We start from the raw sequence: 19743 nt of genomic DNA on the forward strand, positions 1-19743 counted from the left end.
GCGCACGCCTCGTCCTTCGAGACGACCGCTTCGCGGTCTCCTCAGGATGAGGCTACGCGGTATCAGTGCACGCTGATACTGCTGCCGCACGCTCCGTCCTCATCCTGAGGAGCCCGCCTAAAGCGGGCGTCTCGAAGGATGGGCCGCTTGCGGACGAGGCGCAATCCCCAGCGCCTTGATCCGCGAGGCCAGTGTGGTCGGCTTGAGATCGAGCATCTCGGCCGCGCCGCCGGGACCAAAGACCTTTCCCGCGCAGGCCTCGAGTGCGGCGAGAATGTTGGCGCGCTCGTGATCGCGCATCTCGGATGAGGTCATGATCGCCGGGCGGGCGTCGGCCTTCGGGCGCGCGGCGCCGGTCAGAACTTGTGCGCCGGAAACGTCAGGCAGATCGATGCGCAGACGGCCGTTCTGGGACAGGATCGCAGCGCGCTCGATCACATTCTGCAATTCGCGGACGTTGCCGGGCCAGTCGTAGCGGGTCAGCCGCCGCGCATCGCCCTCGGACAGACGCAGGTTCGACTTCAGCGCCTTGCCCTCGCGCGTCAGGAAATGCTGGGCGAGCAGGGGGATGTCCTCGCGCCGTTCGCGCAAGGGGACGGTCTCGATCGGAAACACGTTGAGGCGAAAATAGAGGTCCTCGCGGAAACGGCCGCGCTGCACTTCCTGCTTGAGGTCGCGATTGGTCGCGGCGATGACGCGGACATCGACCGCGCGCGTGCGCTCCTGGCCGACGCGCTCGAAATGGCCTTCCTGCAACACGCGCAGCAGCTTGCCCTGCAGCTCGAGCGGGATCTCCCCGACCTCGTCGAGGAACAGCGTGCCGCCGTCAGCGAGCTCGAAGCGGCCGATGCGGTCGCGCGTCGCGCCGGTGAAGGCGCCGCGGACATGGCCGAAGAACTCGCTCTCGAACAATTCGCGCGGGATCGCGGCGCAGTTGACGCGGATCAGCGGCCGGTCGCTGCGGGTGGAATCCTCGTGGATGGCGCGCGCGATCAGCTCCTTGCCCGTGCCGGATTCGCCGGTGATCATTACCGCCGCCGTGGTCGGCGCCACCAGCTTGACCTGGCGCAGCGTCTTCTGGATGGCCTCGCTCTGGCCGATGATGCCGCGGGGATTGGTCTCGATGCGGATTTCCTCCTGGAGATAGGCGTTCTCCAGCTCGAGCCGCTCGCGCAGACGGTCGACTTCGGCAAGCGCCGCGTGCAGCTTCTCGTCGGCCTCGCGCCGCTGGCTGACGTCGCGAAACACGACCACCGCGCCGACCACGACACCGCGGTCGCGGATGGGAGTGGAGGTGTATTCCACCCAGGCCGGCGAGCCGTCCTTGCGCCAGAACACCTCGCCGTCGACCTGGTGCACCGCGCCGTCGCGGAACGCCGCATAGATCGGGCAATCATGGTTGTGATAGTGCCGGCCGTCGTGATGGGTGTGGTGGACGATCGGGTGGATTTCCTTGCCGACCAGCTCTTCCGCGGTCCAGCCGAGCATGCGTTCGGCTGCCGGGTTCACGAAGGTGGTCTTGCCTTCGGCGTTGACGCCATAGATGCCTTCGCCGGCGGCGCGCAGGATCAACTGGTTCTCGCGCTCGATGTCCTGGAACACGCGCTCGACCCGCTGCCAGGTCGAGATGCCGCTGCGCATGTGGTCTTCGGCAGCGGCATCGACGTTGCGGCGGCGGCGCGCTTCGAGGTCGGTCAGGGTGAGCAGCAGCAGGGTGCGGTCGTCATGGCTGACGAGGCAGCCCGAATATTCGACCTGCAGAGTCTCGCCCGTGGCGTGCCGCGGGGTCAGTGCGGTGGTCCAGTACGCGCCCTTGTGCATCACCGCCTGGGTGAAGACGGTCAGCGCCGGAAGCTGGCCGGCGTGAAGGATGCTGGCCCTGGTCTGCCGGAGCAGCGCGCGGTCGTAGCCGAGCAGCGCGCAGGCGGCCGGATTGGCGTCGATGATCTGGTCGCCGTAGGGATCGACCAGCAGCGTCGCCTCGATGGAGGATTCGAAGACCGCGGCACGCAAATCGAGGTCTTGGGCCGCTTCGCCGGGGCCCAGCGTTGGCGTCGTTGCCATTACGAAATCTCGTTATTCGACTACGAATTTTCGTATATCACGAGTTTTCGTAGTCACCAAGCCGCAGCGAAATCTTTGAGTCATCAACATGCTGGCCTGAGCCGAAGGGGTGGCATGCTCCTTGCGTAATTCCTCCTGCGATGACGCGCAGGAGGTCCGATGTCCACGTTCGACAACCCGTTTGATCCAGATCGACGCCTGCAGGCCGGCTGTGCCTGCGGCCAGCATCGTTCCGCCGCCGAACACGAGCAATCGGCCGCGGCATTGCGTTGTGCCCCCGTCGAGAGCGAGGAGAAGCGCTACGAGGACGTCGTCGCCTCCGCAGTGATGCGCGCGATGTTTCCGCAGGACATGGCGCGGCGCGCGTTCCTCAAGTCGGTCGGCGCTTCGACTGCGCTTGCGGCACTGTCGCAGTTCTTCCCGCTGCAGACTGCAACCGAGGTGTTCGCGCAGGCCGGCGCGCCCGAGAAGAAGGACCTCAAGGTCGGCTTCATTCCGATCACATGCGCGACGCCGATCATCATGGCGGCGCCGATGGGTTTCTATTCCAAGCACGGCCTCAATGTCGAAGTGGTCAAGACCGCCGGCTGGGCGGTGATCCGCGACAAGACCATCAACAAGGAATACGACGCCGCACACATGCTGGCGCCGATGCCGATTGCGATCTCGCTGGGCCTGGGTGCCAACGCCATCCCGTTCGCCGTTCCCGCGATCGAGAACATCAACGGGCAGGGCATCGTGCTGGCGACCAAGCACAAGGACAAGCGCGATCCGAAGGACTGGAAGGGCCTGAAGTTCGCGATCCCCTTCGACTATTCCATGCACAATTACCTGCTGCGGTATTATCTCGCCGAGCACGGCATCGATCCCGATACCGACGTGCAGCTGCGCTCGGTGCCGCCGCCGGAGATGGTCGCCAATCTCCGCGCCGACAACATCGACGGCTTCCTCGCGCCGGACAACATCTGCCAGCGCGCGATCTATGACGGCGTCGGCTTCATGCATCTGCTGTCCAAGGAGATCTGGGACGGCCATCCCTGCTGCAGCTTCGCCGCCAGCAAGGAGTTCATCACGACAGCGCCGAACAGCTTCGCGGCGCTGACGCGGGCCATCGTCGATGCCACCGCCTACGCGTCGAAGGCGGAGAATCGCAAGCAGATCGCCGAAGCCATCGCGCCGGCCAATTACATCAACGCGCCGGTCACGGTGCTGGAGCAGGTTCTGACCGGCACCTATGCCGACGGCCTCGGCGGGGTGAAGACCGATCCCAAGCGGGTCGATTTCGATCCGTTCCCCTGGCAGTCCTTCGCGGTGTGGATGCTGACGCAGATGAAGCGCTGGGGCCAGATCAAGGGCGAGGTCGATTACAAGGCGATCGCCGAGCAGGTGTACCTCGCCACCGACACCAAGAAGCTGATGACCGAGATGGGGCTGTCGCCGCCTGCGAGCAGCTACAAATCCTTCGCGGTGATGGGCAAGACGTTCGATCCGGCCAAGCCGGAGGATTACGTCGCGAGCTTCAAGATCAGGAAGGCGTCGTGAGGTGAGGAGATGACCACCTCTCTCCGCCTCCGCGCCGGCCTCGTCTCCATCGTGCTGCTCGCCGCGTTCCTCGGCGTCTGGCATCTCGCCACGCGCTCGACGGCCCCGGTTGCCACGATGAGTCCGGAATACGCCAAGCTGATGGGTTTGACCGCGACGCAGGGCAAATCGGCGATGCCCGGGCCGCTCGACGTCGGCGCCAAGCTCTGGGATCATCTGAAGCGGCCGTTCTACGACAACGGTCCGAACGACAAGGGGCTCGGCATCCAGCTCGGCTATTCCATCGCGCGGGTCGGCACCGGCTATCTGCTCGCCGTGCTGGTCGCGATCCCGCTCGGCTTCCTGATCGGCATGTCGCCGCTGCTCAGCAAGGCGCTCGATCCCTTCATCCAGGTGCTGAAGCCGATCTCGCCGCTGGCCTGGATGCCGCTCGCGCTCTACACCATCAAGGATTCCTCGGTTTCGGCGATCTTCGTCATCTTCATCTGCTCGATCTGGCCGATGCTGCTCAACACCGTCTTCGGCGTTGCGAGCGTGCGCAAGGAATGGATCAACGTCGCGCGCACGCTCGAAGTGGGGACCGTCAGGCGCGCCTTCACGGTGATCCTGCCGGCGGCGGCGCCGACGATCCTGACCGGCATGCGCATCTCGATCGGCATCGCCTGGCTGGTGATCGTCGCCGCCGAGATGCTCGTCGGCGGCACAGGCATCGGCTATTTCGTCTGGAACGAGTGGAATAATTTGTCGATCACCAACGTCATCATCGCGATCCTGCTGATCGGGGTCGTCGGCATGCTGCTCGACCAGATCCTCGCGCGCTTCACGCGCATGGTCACGTTTCCGGAGTAGGGCAAGTGACCGACAAATTCGTCTCCATCGAAGGCATCGCCAAGCGTTATCCCGGTACGGGCGGCGCGACGACGACCGTGTTCGAGAATTTGTGGCTGTCCATGGCGCGCGGCGAATTCGCTTGTGTGATCGGCCATTCCGGCTGCGGAAAGACCACGGTGCTCAACATTCTCGCCGGCCTCGATGCGCCGAGCGAGGGCGCCGTCATCGTCGACGGGCAGGCGATCTCGGGCACCAGCCTCGACCGCGCCGTCATCTTCCAGAGCCACGCGCTTCTGCCCTGGCGCACCGTGCTCGGCAATGTCGCTTACGCCGTCAGCTCGAAATGGCGAAGCTGGGATCGCGCCAAGGTGAAGGCGCATGCGCAGACCTTCATCGATCTCGTCGGTCTCACCGGCTCCGAGCACAAGCGCCCCTCGGAACTGTCGGGCGGCATGAAGCAGCGCGTCGGCATCGCGCGGGCGCTGTCGATCACGCCGAAGATGATGTTGATGGACGAGCCGTTCTCGGCGCTGGATGCGCTGACGCGCGGCACGCTCCAGGACGAGGTGCGGCGCATCTGCCTCGAGACCGGGCAGACCGCGTTCATGATCACCCATGACGTCGACGAGGCGATCTATCTCGCCGACAAGATTTTCCTGATGACCAACGGCCCGGGCGCGGTGCTGGCCGAGGTCGTCGAGAATCCGCTGCCGCGCGACCGCGGCCGCACCGATCTGCACCGCCATCCGCTCTACTATGCCTTGCGCAATCACATCATCGATTTCCTGGTGACGCGCAGCAAGACCTTCAACACGGAAAAGCCCGATCACGATCCGCGCAACGTGCCGGTGGTGCAGATCGGCAAGCCCGGACTGACGATCGCGGCCGGCAGCGACGAGCCGCGGCAGACCTGGATGCCCGGGACCAGCCCCGGATTGAGTGCCTAACCCAAGGAGACCCCGACATGAAACGCGAAGACCTCACCGAGAAGCTGCTCGACATCAAGCGCGAGAAGGGCTGGAGCTGGAAGCACATCTGCGAGAGGATCGGCGGCTATTCCGAAGTGCTGATCGTCGGCGCGATCATGGGCCAGATGAAGCTGACCAAGCCGCAGGCTGCCAATGCCGGCGAGCTGTTCGGCCTGTCGAAGGCGGAAGTTGCGATGCTCAACGAGGTGCCGATGCGCGGTACCGGCACGCCGATGCCGCCGACCGATCCGCTGATCTATCGCTTCTACGAGATGGTGATGGTGAACGGTCCGGCCTGGAAGGCGCTGATCGAGGAAGAGTTCGGCGACGGCATCATGTCGGCGATCGACTTCGACATGGGCATCGAACGCGTCGCCAACCCGAAGGGCGACCGCGTCAAGATCACGATGAGCGGCAAGTTCCTGCCGTACAAATATTACGGCGCCAGCGGCAACGTGCCGGAATACGGCTTCAAGGAGGAGTGAGGAGCGGTTAACCGGTGGTGAAGCGACGCAACGCTGTTTGCGATCCAGAGTTTGCCTGATCGCAACCTCTGAGAGCTAGCAACGGAGCGTCACTTCAACCACAGGCAATGCAATGAAAGTCAGCTCGCTCCTTGTTTCGGCAGGCATTGGTCTATTGATCGTGACCACCGCCGCCATGGCTCAGTCAGTTGGCCAGCGCGTCATGGTCGAGCAGGGCGGTAGTGCTTCACGGCAGGAAGGATCGGTCCGCGTGCAGACGTCGATCAACTTCTTTGTCGCCGGTCCGACCGGGGACAGCGAGGAGGCCCAGAAATTGCGGGAGCGCGCACGGCGCACGGTCTACGACATGGCCGCGCGCGAATGCGATCTCCTGCGCGAGGTGCTTGCCCGCGATTGCCGGATGGAGTCGGTCAACACCAACATCAACCGGCAATTCGGACCCCAACAAACGGAGGGCTTCAATATCAGCGGCTCGATGTCTTTTCAGATCACGCTGAAATAGAAGCAAAGGGCGGGGTTTACTTCCCCGCCTTCACCTCGGCAGCCGCCACTGCGAGCAGTTCGCTCATCCTGGCACGAATCGCCTGCTCGGTGACGGCGACGTTCTTGGCGGCGAAATCGCCCATGATCTTGCGCAGGACGTCCGCATCGCCGGCCTCCTCGAAATCGGACGCGACCACCTCCTTGGCATAGGCGGTGGCGGCGTCACCGGTAATGCCGAGCTTTTCGGCTGCCCAAAGGCCGAGCAGCCGGTTGCGGCGGGCCTCTGCCTTGAATTTCTGCTCCTCGTCGAGGGCAAACTTCTTCTCGAAGCCTTCCTGGCGCTTGTCGAACTCGCTCATACCTGTTCCAAATCCCCTGCTGAATGGCGCGGGAGCCTTCCGTTGCGGCGACCCGGCTGCATGCCTACATAGATAGCACGAATCGGCAAAACAACGGGCCGTTAAGCCGCAGGCAAGACGGTATAAGTTGGCGCCGGACGGCCGGATCGATTGTGCTCGGACTGCCAATCGGATAGGTTGCCTAAGGCTTGGTTCCCGTTCTGTTTCCAAGGGTTTATGAATGGGTTTCGAGCTGTTCACGGCAGCTCCGCTGTGGGTCGTAGTCCTAGTCAACCGGAGCACACCAAATTCATGGATTTCAACAAAACACGGTACATCCCCATGAGCCGTCGGCGTCGCATTTATGAAGGCAAGGCAAAGGTTCTTTACGAAGGCCCCGAGCCCGGTACCCTGATTCAGCACTTCAAGGACGACGCCACCGCGTTCAATGCGAAGAAGCATCAGGTGATCGAGGGCAAGGGAGTCCTCAACAACCGGATCTCGGAGTACCTGTTTCAGCACCTCAACGACATCGGGGTGCCGACCCATTTCATCCGCCGCCTCAACATGCGCGAGCAGTTGATTCGCGAGGTCGAGATCGTGCCGCTCGAGGTGGTGGTGCGGAACGTCGCCGCCGGCTCGCTGTCGCAGCGCCTCGGCATCGAGGAGGGCACGCAGCTGCCTCGCTCGATCATCGAATTCTACTACAAGAACGACCAGCTCAACGACCCCATGGTGTCGGAAGAGCACATCACCGCCTTCGGCTGGGCCACGCCGCAGGAGATCGACGACATCATGGCGCTCGCCATCCGCGTCAACGATTTCCTCACAGGTCTCTTCCTCGGCATCGGCATCCGCCTCGTCGACTTCAAGATGGAGTGCGGGCGCCTGTTCGAGAACGAGATGATGCGCATCATCGTCGCCGACGAGATCTCGCCGGATAGCTGCCGTCTGTGGGACATCAAGTCGAACGAGAAGCTCGACAAGGATCGCTTCCGCAGGGATCTCGGCGGCCTGCTCGAGGCCTATACCGAGGTCGCAAAGCGTCTCGGCATTCTCATGGAGAACGAGCGTCCGCAGGGCTCCGGCCCGGTGCTGGTGAAGAGCTGAGAGAGGTTTGGACGTGAAGGCACGTGTCACCGTTACCTTGAAGACGGGCATCCTCGATCCGCAAGGCAAGGCCATCGAAGGCGCGCTGAAGTCGCTCGGCGTCGACGGCGTCGCCAGCGTCCGCCAGGGCAAGGTGTTCGACATCGAACTCGCCGGCGCCGACAAGGCCAAGGCCGAAGCCGCGCTGAAGGAGGCCGCCGACAAGCTGCTGGCGAACACCGTGATCGAGAATTATCGGGTCGAGCTGATCAGCTAGGCCTGCGCTCGTAGCCCGGATGGAGCGAAGCGAAATCCGGGTCGATCCGCGGTGGCACTGTCCCGGATTGCGCTTCGCTCCATCCGGGCTACAAGGCAATGCTCACAGCCAACCCACCCGCCGAAAACGCCAGTACAGCGAGCCGCATGCCGTCAGCATCACGCCGAGCAGCATGTAATAGCCGTACTCCCATTCCAGCTCCGGCATGTGCTTGAAGTTCATGCCGTAGATGCCGGCGAGCGCGGTCGGGATGGCGATGATCGCGAGCCACGAGGCGAGCTTCTTGGAGACCGCCGTCTCCTGGGCCTGGCCGACTAGCAGGCTCGCCTCGAAGGCGAACGCTAGCACCTCGCGCATGGAATCGATGCGTTCCTGGATGTTGCGGACGTGGTCGGTGACGTCGCGGAACAGCGGCTGCATGGCCTGCCGCACCATCGCCAGCTCGTCATGCTCGAGCCGGCGGCAGACCTCCACCAGCGGGCCGATCGCGGTCCTGAGCCGCAGCAGGTCGCGGCGCAGCATGTAGAGCCGCTCGATCTGCGCCTTGCTGAGCGGCTTGGAGAGCACGTCGTCCTCGATGCCCTCGACCTCGTCGTGGATGCTCTCGAGCACGGGCGAGTAATTGTCGACGATGAAATCGAGAATGGCGTAGAGGATGTAATCCTCGCCGCGCGCGAGCGCCCGCGGGCAGCTCTCGCAGCGTTCGCGTACCGGTGTGTAGGACGTCGAGGCGCCGTGGCGCACCGAGACCAGATAGCCTTCGCCGATGAAGATGTGCGTCTCGCCAAAGGCGATCCGGCCCTCGATCAGTTGCGCCGTGCGCGCGACGATGAACAGGGCCTCGCCATATTGCTCGATCTTGGGCCGCTGATGGGCGTGGTTGGCGTCCTCGATCGCGAGCTCGTGCAGGTCGAACTGCTTCTGCACCGCGCCGAGCAGCGTCATGTCCGGCTCGTGCAGGCCGATCCAGACCACGTGGCCGGGCTTGGCCCGCCAGCTCGAGGCCTCGCTGATGGCGATGTTGGCGACGCGCCGGCCATCGACATAGGCGCCGGCGGCAACGACCCCCTCGGTGGACACCGGTTCGGCGGGGGATGTGGGCAGCGACGGGACATTCATGGCTTCAATCCCAGGCGATCGATCGGCCAGACTGCGTGCGACGATGGCCTGTGTACAAGGCCCTCTGCTGAGGCTAGCACTGGTAAAATCCCCGTCAAATGGTTATGTCTCTTCACGAATTGGCCCGTTGGCCAACCCCGATTCCCAGCTCCATCGGAACCTCTGCCATGAAAGCCGCCATCCTCGTCTTTCCCGGAATCAACCGCGAGCGCGACATGGCGCGTGCGTTGAGGCTGATCTCGGGCAGCGAGCCCGCGATGGTGTGGCACGCCGAAACGTCGCTGCCTGCGGGGACCGATCTCGTGGTGGTGCCGGGCGGCTTTTCCTACGGCGATTACCTGCGCTGCGGCGCGATCGCGGCGCGCGCCCCGGTAATGGATGCGGTGCGCGACTATGCGGGCAAGGGCGGCCTCGTGCTCGGCGTCTGCAACGGTTTCCAGATCCTCTGCGAGTCGGGCCTGCTGCCCGGCGTCCTGATGCGCAACGCGCGGCTGAAATTCATCTGCAAGGACGTGCATCTGCGCGTCGAGCGCTCCGATACGCCGTTCACCCGTGGCTACAATGCCGGGCAGGTGATCCGCGTGCCCGTCGCCCACGGTGAGGGCAACTACGAGGCGGACGAAGAGACCATCAAGCGGCTCGAAGGCGAGGGGCGGGTGCTCTATCGCTACTGCTCGGCTGACGGCGTGGTCGACGAGAGCCACAACATCAACGGCGCGGCGCACTCCATCGCCGGCATCGTCAACGACGGTGGCAACGTGCTCGGCATGATGCCGCATCCGGAAAACCACGTCGAAGACATCATGGGCTGCACCGACGGCCGCGGCCTGTTCGCCGGCCTCGTCCAGCACCTGGAAAAGGCTGCGTGATCTCGTCCGTGCTGAAGCGGCTGTCCGCCGCCGTCGCCGTCATTGTGATCGCGACGGCCGCATTCGCGCAGGACTTCCCCAAACGCCCGATCACCATGATCGTGCCGTTCGCGGCCGGCGGCACCTCGGACGTGATCGCGCGTGCGGTTGCCGAGCAGATGGGCATCGCCCTCGGCCAGACCATCGTGATCGAGAACGTTGCCGGCGCCGGCGGCTCGACCGCGCTGGCGCGGGCCTCCCGGGCCGAGCCCGACGGTTACACCATCGCGATTGGCAATGCCGGCACCAATGCCGCGGCCTACACGATCTATCCAAAACTGCCGTTCACGCCTGAATCCTTCGTGCCGATCGCCATGGTGGCGAAGACGTTCGGCATCATCGCTCTGCGCAAGGACTTTCCGACCAAGGACCTCAAGGAATTCATCGCCTACGCCAAGGCCAACCCGGGCAAGATCAATCTCGGCCATGCCGGCGTCGGCTCCTCGAACTATTTGATCTGCAAGAGCTTCGTGACCGCTGCCGGGATCGACGCGACACTGGTCGGCTATCGCGGCGCCGCGCCTGCGCTGACCGATGCCGTCGGCAGCCAGATCGACGGCGTCTGCGATGCGGCGGCCTCTGTCTCGCAGTCGATCAACGAGAAGCTGGTGAAGGGTCTGGTGGTCGGCTCGACCGCGCGGCTCGCCACGCTGCCGGATCTGCCGACCTCTGCTGAAGCGGGCCTGCCCGAATTCGAGGCGCAGGGCTGGAACGGCCTGTTCGCGCCCAAGGGCACGCCGCCGGCAATCATCGCCAAGCTGAATGCCGCCGCGCGCACGGCTGTGGAAACCGACGCGGTGAAGAAGCGCTTCGCCGACCTCTCGACCGTTGCGCCCGATCCCGACGAGCATACGCCCGAGGTGCTGCAGAAGCTCGTGACCCGCGACGTCGAAAAGTACCGGAAGATGCTGGCGGACGACGCCAAGCAGTAGATGCATTCGGCTGCAATCCCATGAACCCGCATCGCGTTTGGGACGACTGACTCCTCGTCGCCGTCAAGGCGCGGCGTGCGGGTTCGCTGATTTCAGCGGGTGATGGCAACTCAAAGTTGTTTCATCGCTTCAGCTGCGATATCAGGAGGCCGACGCTTTCGTTGTGCTCGTGGATGTCACATGCCCGTCGCTTTGGTCGTTCTGCTGCTCGATATCAGTCTGATCTATCACGCCTCGCGGACCGGACGGTTGCGGCCCTGGGCCTTCATCATCCTGATGGTGCCTCTGATGGGGGCGCTGGCCTATATCGCGGTCGAGCTCATTCCCGAATGGTTCTCCAGCCCCGGCGCGCGCCAGGCGCGCCAGCGTGTCGCCAATCGCCTCGATCCCGAGAAGCGCTATCGCGAGTTGTCCGACCGGTTGACCGGCGCCGACACCATCGCCAATCGCGCGGCGCTGGCGGAGGAGTGCGCAAATATCGGCCGGTTCACCGAAGCGGAAGCGCATTATGATCACATCCTGAAGCTGCCTATGGGCCACGATCCCGCCTATGCGCTCCGCAAGGCGCAGACCGAGTTTGCCGCCAAGCGCCCCGCCGATGCGCTCGCGACGCTCGATGATCTCCAGAAGCAATGGCCGGATTTCGATTCCGCCGACGCGCATCTCCTGTATGCCCGCGCTCTCACCGAGGTCGGGCGTCTCGACGAGGCGCTCGAGGAATATCACGCTCTCTCCAGCTATTTTCCCGGCGCCGAAGCACGGGTGCGCTACGGTCTGCTGCTGCAAACGGTCGGCCGCAGTGCCGAGGCGCGGATGGTCTTCAACGAGTTGCTGATCCAGATGCGCCGCGCGCCGAAATATCTGCGCAAGACTCAGGCCGAGTGGCTGTCGATCGCGGAGAAGCAGCTCTCGACGTGAGCGGTGGCCGGACTCGGCTCCCTCTTCCGCCTGCGGGAGAGGTGATCCGTGTGCTGGGCCCGGACCGATTCAAGCAAGGCTCATCCAGCTTCATCGCAATTTCAGCCGCTCCGCGGGCACCGTCATCGCGGCGACACCGGCCATCACGAGCAGCAGGCCCAGCGCCAAATTCGACGGCACGCTTTCGCCGAGCAGCAGCACGGAGAGGCCAACGCCGATCGGAATGCGCAAATAGCCCTGCGCGTTCGTCGTCAGCGTGCCGAGCCTGCCGAGGCAGACATAGAACAGCATCAACCCCAGCGCACTGGAGACGATGCCCATGACGATGGTGGCGACGATCGCGGTCGGCGTCGGGTGCAGCGTCCAGGGCTGGTCGATCAGCAGCGAGGGCGGCAGCAGGATCATGCCGCCGAACAGCAGCGAGCCGGCCGCGACCACCATCGGGTCGTAGTCCGACAGCCTGAGGCCAAAGATCGTCGCGCAGGCAAAGGAGATGGTGGCGAGCAGGATCGCGATCTCCGCCACGATCTCGCTTTCGAAGCCGCGCAGCGCATCGAGGCCGACGATAACGATGGTCCCGGCAAGTCCGAGGATCGCGCCGGCGAGCTTGAGCAGCGTTGCCGGCTCGTGCCGCGTGATCAGCGAGGTGATCAGGAACGCGAAGATCGGCGTCGTCGAGGCCAGCACGACCGTGTTCGACGCGGGCACATATTGCTGCGACCAGGTGATGATCAGGAACGGGAAGGTCGAGTTGATCAATTGCTGGGTCGCGAACAGTTTCCAGGCTTTTGCGTCGGTCGGGATCCTGACGCCGCGCATCCACAGGATTGCGAACAGGAAGGCGGCCGCGATCAGCGAGCGCGCAGAGATGAAGGTGATGGGAGGGATCGTATCCAACGCCAGCTTCGCCAGCGGATAGGTGGAGCTCCAGCAGCAAGCCAGCGCGAGCAACAAGGCGTAGTCGCGCCAGCTGCGCGCGCCGGTGGCGGGCATGGACGGCAACGGCGTTGATGCGGATGCCGCCGCGCGACCCGCCTTCGATGTGCTCTGCGGCACCTTGTTCCTGCTCCCCGGCGCACGAGCGCTCGGCCAACTGTGGGCGAGGGGGCACGAAAAGGGAAGCGGTCGAGCTATGCGTTTGGCTGTGGTGCCGGTTTCCGCTTCACCCGCTTGATCGTACCGGAGAAGGTGAACAGCGGCCGTCCGCCGGATGTCAGCCTCCCGCGCAGGAAGATCAGCGAGCCGCCGGCGCGAGACACTTCGCCGACGCATTCGACCAGCTCGCCCTCGCGGGCCGCGTCGAGAAAATCGCAGGCAAAATTGGTCGTCACCGCCGGTCCGTCCAGCTCGTGGGTGGCGATTGCGAACAGGCAATAGTCGGCAAACGCCATGAAGCAGCCGCCGTGGACGTTGCCGGAGCCGTTGAGGTGCTTTTTCTCGACCCGGAAGGCGCAGCGGACGCTGCCGTCCGCCTCGATCCGGTGCCAGAAGGGGCCGACATGGGACTCAAAACTGTCGCGAATCCAGGTCCGCCAGCCCTGAAATTCTCCCTCGGTGGCAACGTGGAGGTCCGGGCGGCGCGGCGGGGGTGATTTGGTCAATTCGTGCAAGGAAATAGGCCTTCAATTGCGGGTGTTGAGTCCTTAAATCCGATCCGTTCGCGCAGTGCAATTCCTGTTCCCGCGGGGTCCCCGGCGCAAAACGTGGGACAGCGGGAAAATGCGCCATAAAGGGCTTTTCCAAGCCGCCCGATGTTCCTAAGAACGGCCAACCGCCGCCGAAAGCCCCGAATCCATGAAGAACGAACCCAAGATCACCCCCGAACTGGTTGCCGCCCACGGGCTCAAGCCCGACGAGTATGAGCGCATCCTGAAGCTGATCGGGCGGGAGCCGACCTTCACCGAACTCGGCATCTTCTCGGCGATGTGGAACGAGCACTGCTCGTACAAGTCCTCGCGCATCCATCTGCGCGGCCTGCCGACCAAGGCGCCCTGGGTGATCCAGGGCCCCGGCGAAAATGCCGGCGTGATCGACATCGGCGACGGCCAGGCCGTGGTCTTCAAGATGGAGAGCCACAACCACCCGAGCTATATCGAGCCGTATCAGGGCGCGACCACCGGCGTCGGTGGTATCCTGCGTGACGTCTTCACCATGGGCGCACGTCCCATCGCCTGCCTCAATGCGCTCAGCTTCGGCGCTCCCGAGCACCCGAAGACGCGGCATCTCGTCTCCGGCGTCGTGGCGGGCGTCGGCGGCTACGGCAATTCCTTCGGCGTGCCGACGGTTGGCGGCCAGGTGCGCTTTCACACCCGCTATGACGGCAACATCCTCGTCAACGCGATGGCTGTGGGCCTCGCGGACACCGACAAGATTTTCTATGCGGCCGCCTCCGGCGTGAACATGCCGATCGTTTATCTCGGCTCCAAGACGGGGCGCGACGGCATCCACGGCGCCTCGATGGCGTCGGCCGAGTTCGACGACAAGTCCGAGGAGAAGCGCCCGACCGTGCAGGTCGGCGATCCCTTCGCCGAGAAGCTGCTGCTGGAGGCCTGCCTCGAGATCATGGAAAAGGGCTGCGTCATCGCCATCCAGGACATGGGCGCGGCGGGCCTGACCTGTTCGGCGGTGGAGATGGGCGCCAAGGGCGACCTCGGCGTCGACCTCGATCTCGACGCGGTGCCGACCCGCGAGACCGGCATGAGCGCCTACGAGATGATGCTCTCGGAGAGCCAGGAGCGCATGCTCATGGTGCTCAAGCCCGAGAAGGAGCAGGAAGCCGAGGCGATCTTCCGGAAGTGGGGACTCGACTTCGCGGTGGTCGGCTACACCACGCCGAGCAAGCGTTTCGTGGTCAAGCATGGCGGTGACGTCATGGCCGACCTGCCGATCAAGGAGCTCGGCGACGAGGCGCCGCTCTATGACCGCCCGCATGTCCCATCCGCGGCGCTGCCGGTCGTGCACGCGCGAGATGTGCCGGCGCCGATGGGCCTCGGCGCTGCGCTGGAGAAGTTGATCGGCACGCCGGATATGTGCAGCAAGCGCTGGGTCTGGGAGCAGTACGACCACGTCATCCTCGGCAACACCATGCAGCGCCCCGGCGGCGATGCCGCCGTGGTGCGCGTGCAGGACGGGCCGAAGGGCCTGGCGCTGACCGTCGACGTTACGCCGCGCTATTGCGAGGCCGATCCGTTCGAAGGCGGCAAGCAGGCGGTGGCGGAAGCCTGGCGCAACATCACCGCCGTCGGCGGCAAGCCGCTCGCGATCTGGCCCATGATCTCCGGCCGCTCGCGATCACCGACAACCTCAATTTCGGCAATCCCGAGCGGCCGGAGATCATGGGCCAGTTCGTCGGCTGCCTGAAGGGCATCTCCGAAGCCTGCCGTACGCTGGATTTCCCGGTCGTCTCGGGCAACGTGTCCCTCTACAACGAGACCAACGGCCGCGCGATCCTGCCGACGCCCTCGATCGGCGGCGTCGGCCTGCTCGACGATTTCACCAAGTCAGCTTCGCTCGCCTTCAAGGCCGAAGGCGAGGCGATCCTCTTGATCGGCGAGACTCACGGCTGGCTCGGCCAGTCCGTCTACCTGCGCGACATCTGCGGCCGCGAGGAGGGCGCACCGCCGCCGGTCGATCTCGCCGCCGAGAAGCGCAACGGCGATTGCGTGCGCGGCATGATCCATGCGGGCACTGCGACCGCCGTGCACGACCTCTCCGACGGCGGCCTCCTGATCGCGCTCGCCGAGATGGCGATGGCGAGCGGCATCGGTGCCAAGCTGCTGGCGGCGCCGACTGCGCTGGTGCCGCAAGCCTACTGGTTCGGCGAGGATCAGGCGCGCTATCTCGTCACCGTGCCGGAAGCGGAGGCAGGCCGCGTGCTCGCCAAGATGCGCGGCTGCGAGGTGCCCTGCGTGCGTATCGGCACGACCGGCGGGGACGCAATTGCCATCGCGGGCGAGGCGCCGGTTGCGATCGACAGCTTGCGGGCATCGTTCGAGCGGTGGCTGCCGGACTATATGGGCGGCAAGGCGGCGTAAGGCGCTGCCACACACGTCGTCATTGCGAGGAGCAAAGCGACGAGGCAATCCAGACTACCTCCGCGGAGGGATTCTGGATTGCTTCGCTGCGCTCGCAATGACGAGTGGAGAGACCGCGCCTCACAACACTTTCGATGCCCCCGGGATCTGCCGCAACGCTCGCGTCAGCGCCCAGCTCGCCGCGACAGTCAGCACAAACCCGATCGTGGCCTTGACGATCGCCGGCAGGTCATAGTCGAACAGCCAGTATTGCAGCCACAGCGCGATCGGATAGTGCACCAGGAACATGCCGAACGCGTCGCCCTGCATTGGATCGAGCAGCCTGGCCGAGCCTGATTGCTTGAATCTCTGAAAGAAGGCCAAGATCAGAAACATGATGGCCACGCTGAAGACAGTGAAGAAGATGGCATAGAGCGCTTCATACCAGTCCGGCAAAGGCGACGGGTTGCCCAGTATTTCGCGCTTGATGAAGATCAGCACCCACAAGAGGCAATACGGAACGATCGCCAGCACCATCCAGTCCCAGCTGACCTTCGCCATGCGGCCGTCGACAGCTAGCAGCCCGCGATCCATTTGCGCAACGCCGATGCCGGCACCGAAAAAGAAGTAAGTCGCATACAGCATCACGCGCCCGTGCTGGACCGAGAACGGCCCGAACTCGAACCAGTTGCTCGGTCCGAAGTGAACCCGCCCGGGAATGTAGAACGCCGCCGTGACCGCCAGCATGACCGCGAAGAACACGGCGGGCCGGCGGCGACCATGCAGCGAGAGGCGATTGATGGGATCGAGCAGATTGGGTGACAGCCGGTACATCAGGCAGGCCACCAGGTCGAAGCCGAACAAGACCCACAGGAACCAGATCGGCCCGCTAGGCCACGGGCCCTTCGTGACCATATTCCACCAGAATTCCGCAAACCCGATCTCGGGATGCTGCCGCAGGGAGATCGCGTAGTAGGCGAGCGGAATGACCGTAAGGGCGCAGATCGCGAACGGTAGGCCAAGCCGAAGCAGGCGATCTGCCATGTAGCTCCGGACTCCCTTCCGGGCGATGCCGGACCAGGCGAACAACCCCGACAGGAAGAAGAACATCGCCATGAAGAAACTGTCGGTGGCGAGCACGATCATGTCGAAGCCGAAGAAATAGGTCGGATCGGTATGACCAAAATAAGTATAGGGGATCACCGCGTGATGCAGCAGCACCACCAGGGTCAGGAAGGTGCGGGCGCGATCAATCGCCAAATTGCGCACCTTGCTCTGCGGCGCGGCATGCACTTCTGCGCCGATCGTCGCTGAATGTGACATCGTCATCGTGGCCGCCCACACTTTCTGTCTCGGCCGGACTCTGCCGCCGGGAACCTGATTCAGCAAGGGCCCCGGACTACCTCTAGGAACCAGTTCCGCGCAACCACGTTGGCATCCGCCGGATGGCGAGGGCCGCACGAAAGCGGCAGTTTGGAGCTGGCGATGACGATCCTGAAATGGGCGCTGATCTTCCTCCTGGTCTCGATCGTGGCCGGCGTGCTCGGCTTCACCGGCATTTCGGCCGCCTCCGCCGACATCGCCCGTTTCCTGTTCTACGTCTTCGTGGTGATCTTCCTGGTGCTGCTGGTACTGGGGCTCACGATCTTCAGGGCGTAGTTGCAGTACCCATTCCGGCGCTCCGCAGGACCGAACGATGGTGCGCAATTGCGCATCTAAGAATATCGGGATTCCGGGTTCGATGCTTCGCATCGCCCCGGAATGACGCATCCAAGACTACCCCACTTCCTCGATCTTCACCTTGTCCGGATAGAAGGCGAGACGGCCGGAAATCTCCGCCATCGCGGGGAAGGGGGTCTCATAGCTCCAGATCGCGTTGTCCAGCGTCTTGCCGTCGGCCTTGACGCTGTAATAGCTCGCGTCCCCCTTGTAAGGGCAGTGGGTGACACGGTCGGTGCGCTCCAGCAGGGCCATGTTGGTGTCCTCCCGTGGCACATATTGCACCGCCGGATATCTGGCTTCCTTCAAGGTCAGCGCCTTTTCGGTCTCGGCGATCACGATGTCGCCCGCGGTCACACGAACGCGCCGGGGATTTGGGGTGATGGTGATGGGGTGGTCGGGCCCTGGAAGCTTCATGATTTCACGCCTTTTCGATCAATCTGCCGCGCGCGGCACTTTGTCGTGCCTTTATCCTGATGGGATCATGGATATAGTGCCGGAAGGCGTGACCTAGAAGGCCGTTCACGCTAAGTTTGGGCCTGCCGGCGAGGGGACCCCGGCAGCGATTCGAACGCCTAGAGAAGGAGCACGACCCGAATGCCCATGGACGCCCACGATATCGAGGCGATGATCAAGGCGGCGATCCCCGATGCCGAGGTGACCATCCGTGACCTCGCCGGCGACGGCGACCACTATGCCGCGACCGTGATCTCGGAATCCTTCCGCGGCAAGTCCCGCGTCCAGCAGCACCAGATCGTCTACCAGTCGCTGCGCGGCCAGATGGGCGGCGTGCTGCACGCGCTTGCCCTGCAAACCGGGGTACCCGGCACCTGATCCAAGCGCGACGGGGGGCGACGATGGCTGCGGACAATCCACGCGGCGCGATGTTTCGCGTCACCGGTCCGAACCAGCACAGCCGCGTCACCTATGCCGAGCTGTTCTTCGACCTCGTCTTCGTCTTCGCCGTCACGCAGATCTCGCACACGCTGCTGCACCATTTCACGCCGCTCGGCGCGGTGCACGTCCTGGTGCTGTTTCTGGCGGTGTGGTGGGTTTGGGTCTTCACTGCCTGGGTCACCAACTGGCTCAATCCCGACCTGACGCCGGTCCGCATCCTGCTCTTTGCGATGATGCTGGGCGGCCTCGTGCTGTCGACCACGATCCCCACTGCGTTCGAGGGGCGTGGCCTCTGGTTTGCAATTGCCTACGCGACCATGCAGGTCGGACGTACCGCGTTCTGGCTGTTCGCGACCCCGCATCACCAAACCGCGGTGCGGCACAACGCGATCCGTATCCTGACCTGGCTCTCGGTTTCCGCGGTCTTGTGGATCGCAGGCGGTCTGTCCGAGGGAGATACGCGGCTATGGCTGTGGATCGCGGCGGTGAGCTGGGAGTACATCTCGCCGGCGGTGCGGTTCTGGGTCCCGAAGCTGGGCTTCTCTTCGGTCGAGGCCTGGGCCGTCGAAGGCGCGCACATGGCCGAGCGCTGCTCGCTGTTCGTCATCATCGCGCTCGGCGAGGCCATCGTGGTCAACGGCGCGACCTTCGCTGAACTGGAGTGGACCGCGAGCAATATCCTGGCCTTCGTCTCGGCGCTGGTCGGCGCCATCGCGATGTGGTGGATCTATTTTCACAAGGGCGCCGAGGCCGGCTCCGAGCGCATCTCGAAGTCCGCCGAATCCGGCCGGCTGGCCCGGCTCGCATACACCTATCTGCACACGCCGATCGTCGCTGGCATCATCCTGACGGCGGTGTCGGACGAACTGGTGCTGAAGCATCCGGCCGGACACTCCGACATGCGCACGGTCGTGAGCACGATCGGCGGGCCCCTGGTGTTCTTGGTCGGCACCATCCTGTTCAAGCATGCGATCCGCGGCTTCCTCCAGCTCTCGCATGGCATCGGCATCATGCTGCTGCTGGCGCTGTGGTGGTTTGCCGCCGACCTCTCGCCGCTCTGGCTGTCGGTCGCGACGACCGCGATCATGATCGTGGTGGCGGTCTGGGAGTCGGTGTCGCTGGGATCTCAGCCGGAAGAGCAGGCGGGGCATTGAACCCCG

Annotated in this window: 20 protein-coding genes and 1 pseudogene; 14 read left to right on the plus strand and 7 right to left on the minus strand. The window is 64.3% G+C overall.

The window, feature by feature from the left end:
- Nucleotides 1-117 precede the first annotated feature (117 nt).
- Nucleotides 118-2064, minus strand: a complete 1947-nt coding sequence (locus AX729_RS11170) for a sigma 54-interacting transcriptional regulator (RefSeq protein WP_061022929.1) — start codon at nt 2062-2064, stop codon at nt 118-120.
- A gap of 159 nt (nt 2065-2223) precedes the next feature.
- Here AX729_RS11170 and AX729_RS11175 point away from each other — a divergent pair, with 159 nt between their 5' ends.
- The 5 genes from AX729_RS11175 to AX729_RS41110 all read left to right on the plus strand — a co-directional run bounded on the left by AX729_RS11175 (nt 2224) and on the right by AX729_RS41110 (nt 6392).
- On the plus strand, nt 2224-3606 hold the full coding sequence (locus AX729_RS11175; RefSeq protein ID WP_061022932.1) for a CmpA/NrtA family ABC transporter substrate-binding protein: 1383 nt from the start codon (nt 2224-2226) through the stop codon (nt 3604-3606).
- A 9-nt stretch (nt 3607-3615) separates the two neighbouring features.
- On the plus strand, nt 3616-4455 hold the full coding sequence (gene ntrB / locus AX729_RS11180) for a nitrate ABC transporter permease (RefSeq protein ID WP_061022935.1): 840 nt from the start codon (nt 3616-3618) through the stop codon (nt 4453-4455).
- Between the two features lie 5 nt (nt 4456-4460).
- Nucleotides 4461-5384 carry an ABC transporter ATP-binding protein gene (locus AX729_RS11185; RefSeq protein ID WP_061022937.1) on the plus strand — a complete coding sequence of 308 codons (924 nt, stop codon included), beginning with the start codon at nt 4461-4463 and terminating at the stop codon, nt 5382-5384.
- Nucleotides 5385-5401: 17 nt separating this feature from the next.
- Nucleotides 5402-5890, plus strand: coding sequence for a cyanase (cynS, locus tag AX729_RS11190; RefSeq protein WP_061022938.1), 489 nt, complete (start codon nt 5402-5404; stop codon nt 5888-5890).
- 112 nt (nt 5891-6002) lie between these two features.
- Nucleotides 6003-6392, plus strand: a complete 390-nt coding sequence (locus AX729_RS41110) for a hypothetical protein (protein ID WP_061022940.1) — start codon at nt 6003-6005, stop codon at nt 6390-6392.
- Nucleotides 6393-6408: 16 nt separating this feature from the next.
- Here the strand turns inward: AX729_RS41110 and AX729_RS11200 are convergent, their stop codons facing one another.
- Entirely contained in the window at nt 6409-6732 is a 324-nt protein-coding gene (locus AX729_RS11200; RefSeq protein WP_061022941.1) for a DUF1476 domain-containing protein, read from the minus strand.
- A gap of 321 nt (nt 6733-7053) precedes the next feature.
- Between AX729_RS11200 and purC the strand changes: the two genes are divergently transcribed.
- Both purC and purS read left to right on the plus strand, forming a co-directional pair.
- The gene (purC, locus tag AX729_RS11205) at nt 7054-7821 is read left to right on the plus strand and encodes a phosphoribosylaminoimidazolesuccinocarboxamide synthase (RefSeq protein ID WP_173015815.1); all 768 of its coding nucleotides are present in this window, start codon (nt 7054-7056) and stop codon (nt 7819-7821) included.
- Between the two features lie 13 nt (nt 7822-7834).
- Nucleotides 7835-8077 (plus strand): phosphoribosylformylglycinamidine synthase subunit PurS, encoded by a 243-nt coding sequence (purS, locus tag AX729_RS11210; RefSeq protein ID WP_061022943.1) that lies wholly within the window; start codon nt 7835-7837, stop codon nt 8075-8077.
- A 102-nt stretch (nt 8078-8179) separates the two neighbouring features.
- On the opposite strand, the gene AX729_RS11215 is transcribed toward purS, so the two are convergent.
- A complete protein-coding gene (locus AX729_RS11215) occupies nt 8180-9196 on the minus strand; it encodes a magnesium and cobalt transport protein CorA (RefSeq protein WP_061022944.1) in 1017 nt (338 codons plus the stop codon).
- A 167-nt stretch (nt 9197-9363) separates the two neighbouring features.
- Here AX729_RS11215 and purQ point away from each other — a divergent pair, with 167 nt between their 5' ends.
- From purQ to AX729_RS11230, 3 genes are all read left to right on the plus strand, one after another.
- Nucleotides 9364-10065, plus strand: a complete 702-nt coding sequence (gene purQ / locus AX729_RS11220) for a phosphoribosylformylglycinamidine synthase subunit PurQ (protein WP_061022947.1) — start codon at nt 9364-9366, stop codon at nt 10063-10065.
- A complete protein-coding gene (locus tag AX729_RS11225) occupies nt 10062-11036 on the plus strand; it encodes a tripartite tricarboxylate transporter substrate binding protein BugD (RefSeq protein ID WP_061022948.1) in 975 nt (324 codons plus the stop codon). The genes purQ and AX729_RS11225 overlap by 4 nt, the downstream gene beginning before the upstream one ends.
- A 180-nt stretch (nt 11037-11216) precedes the next feature.
- On the plus strand, nt 11217-11954 hold the full coding sequence (locus tag AX729_RS11230) for a tetratricopeptide repeat protein (RefSeq protein ID WP_061022950.1): 738 nt from the start codon (nt 11217-11219) through the stop codon (nt 11952-11954).
- Nucleotides 11955-12044: 90 nt separating this feature from the next.
- Here AX729_RS11230 and AX729_RS11235 read toward each other — a convergent pair whose 3' ends face one another.
- Nucleotides 12045-13010, minus strand: a complete 966-nt coding sequence (locus AX729_RS11235; RefSeq protein ID WP_061022951.1) for a DMT family transporter — start codon at nt 13008-13010, stop codon at nt 12045-12047.
- Between the two features lie 74 nt (nt 13011-13084).
- A complete protein-coding gene (locus tag AX729_RS11240; protein ID WP_061022953.1) occupies nt 13085-13564 on the minus strand; it encodes a PaaI family thioesterase in 480 nt (159 codons plus the stop codon).
- A gap of 184 nt (nt 13565-13748) precedes the next feature.
- Here AX729_RS11240 and purL point away from each other — a divergent pair.
- Nucleotides 13749-15988 (plus strand): annotated as a pseudogene (gene purL / locus AX729_RS11245) (phosphoribosylformylglycinamidine synthase subunit PurL).
- A gap of 120 nt (nt 15989-16108) precedes the next feature.
- Here the strand turns inward: purL and AX729_RS11250 are convergent.
- Complete coding sequence (locus AX729_RS11250; RefSeq protein ID WP_156456875.1) at nt 16109-17296, minus strand: acyltransferase family protein; 1188 nt, start codon at nt 17294-17296, stop codon at nt 16109-16111.
- A gap of 156 nt (nt 17297-17452) precedes the next feature.
- On the opposite strand from AX729_RS11250, the gene AX729_RS11255 reads away from it, so the two are divergent.
- On the plus strand, nt 17453-17626 hold the full coding sequence (locus tag AX729_RS11255; protein ID WP_035707576.1) for a DUF1328 domain-containing protein: 174 nt from the start codon (nt 17453-17455) through the stop codon (nt 17624-17626).
- Nucleotides 17627-17743: 117 nt separating this feature from the next.
- Here AX729_RS11255 and AX729_RS11260 read toward each other — a convergent pair whose 3' ends face one another.
- Nucleotides 17744-18103, minus strand: a complete 360-nt coding sequence (locus AX729_RS11260; RefSeq protein WP_061022955.1) for a DUF427 domain-containing protein — start codon at nt 18101-18103, stop codon at nt 17744-17746.
- Nucleotides 18104-18283: 180 nt separating this feature from the next.
- Between AX729_RS11260 and AX729_RS11265 the strand changes: the two genes are divergently transcribed.
- Nucleotides 18284-18520, plus strand: a complete 237-nt coding sequence (locus AX729_RS11265) for a BolA family protein (RefSeq protein WP_011088461.1) — start codon at nt 18284-18286, stop codon at nt 18518-18520.
- A gap of 23 nt (nt 18521-18543) precedes the next feature.
- Nucleotides 18544-19737: a low temperature requirement protein A gene (locus tag AX729_RS11270; RefSeq protein ID WP_061022957.1), complete on the plus strand. Its 1194-nt coding sequence runs from the start codon at nt 18544-18546 to the stop codon at nt 19735-19737.
- The last annotated feature ends 6 nt before the right edge of the window (nt 19738-19743 follow it).

Source organism: Bradyrhizobium sp. CCH5-F6, assembly GCF_001556045.1.
GTDB lineage: Bacteria > Pseudomonadota > Alphaproteobacteria > Rhizobiales > Xanthobacteraceae > Bradyrhizobium.

Coding starts and splice junctions, on each gene's coding strand:
- AX729_RS11170 (WP_061022929.1), bottom strand. CDS start 2,064: ATGGCAACGACGCCAACGCTGGGCCCCGGCGAAGCGGCCCAAGACCTC.
- AX729_RS11175 (WP_061022932.1), top strand. CDS start 2,224: ATGTCCACGTTCGACAACCCGTTTGATCCAGATCGACGCCTGCAGGCC.
- ntrB (WP_061022935.1), top strand. CDS start 3,616: ATGACCACCTCTCTCCGCCTCCGCGCCGGCCTCGTCTCCATCGTGCTG.
- cynS (WP_061022938.1), top strand. CDS start 5,402: ATGAAACGCGAAGACCTCACCGAGAAGCTGCTCGACATCAAGCGCGAG.
- AX729_RS41110 (WP_061022940.1), top strand. CDS start 6,003: ATGAAAGTCAGCTCGCTCCTTGTTTCGGCAGGCATTGGTCTATTGATC.
- AX729_RS11200 (WP_061022941.1), bottom strand. CDS start 6,732: ATGAGCGAGTTCGACAAGCGCCAGGAAGGCTTCGAGAAGAAGTTTGCC.
- purC (WP_173015815.1), top strand. CDS start 7,054: ATGAGCCGTCGGCGTCGCATTTATGAAGGCAAGGCAAAGGTTCTTTAC.
- AX729_RS11215 (WP_061022944.1), bottom strand. CDS start 9,196: ATGAATGTCCCGTCGCTGCCCACATCCCCCGCCGAACCGGTGTCCACC.
- purQ (WP_061022947.1), top strand. CDS start 9,364: ATGAAAGCCGCCATCCTCGTCTTTCCCGGAATCAACCGCGAGCGCGAC.
- AX729_RS11230 (WP_061022950.1), top strand. CDS start 11,217: ATGCCCGTCGCTTTGGTCGTTCTGCTGCTCGATATCAGTCTGATCTAT.
- AX729_RS11250 (WP_156456875.1), bottom strand. CDS start 17,296: ATGACGATGTCACATTCAGCGACGATCGGCGCAGAAGTGCATGCCGCG.
- AX729_RS11255 (WP_035707576.1), top strand. CDS start 17,453: ATGACGATCCTGAAATGGGCGCTGATCTTCCTCCTGGTCTCGATCGTG.
- AX729_RS11260 (WP_061022955.1), bottom strand. CDS start 18,103: ATGAAGCTTCCAGGGCCCGACCACCCCATCACCATCACCCCAAATCCC.
- AX729_RS11265 (WP_011088461.1), top strand. CDS start 18,284: ATGCCCATGGACGCCCACGATATCGAGGCGATGATCAAGGCGGCGATC.
- AX729_RS11270 (WP_061022957.1), top strand. CDS start 18,544: ATGGCTGCGGACAATCCACGCGGCGCGATGTTTCGCGTCACCGGTCCG.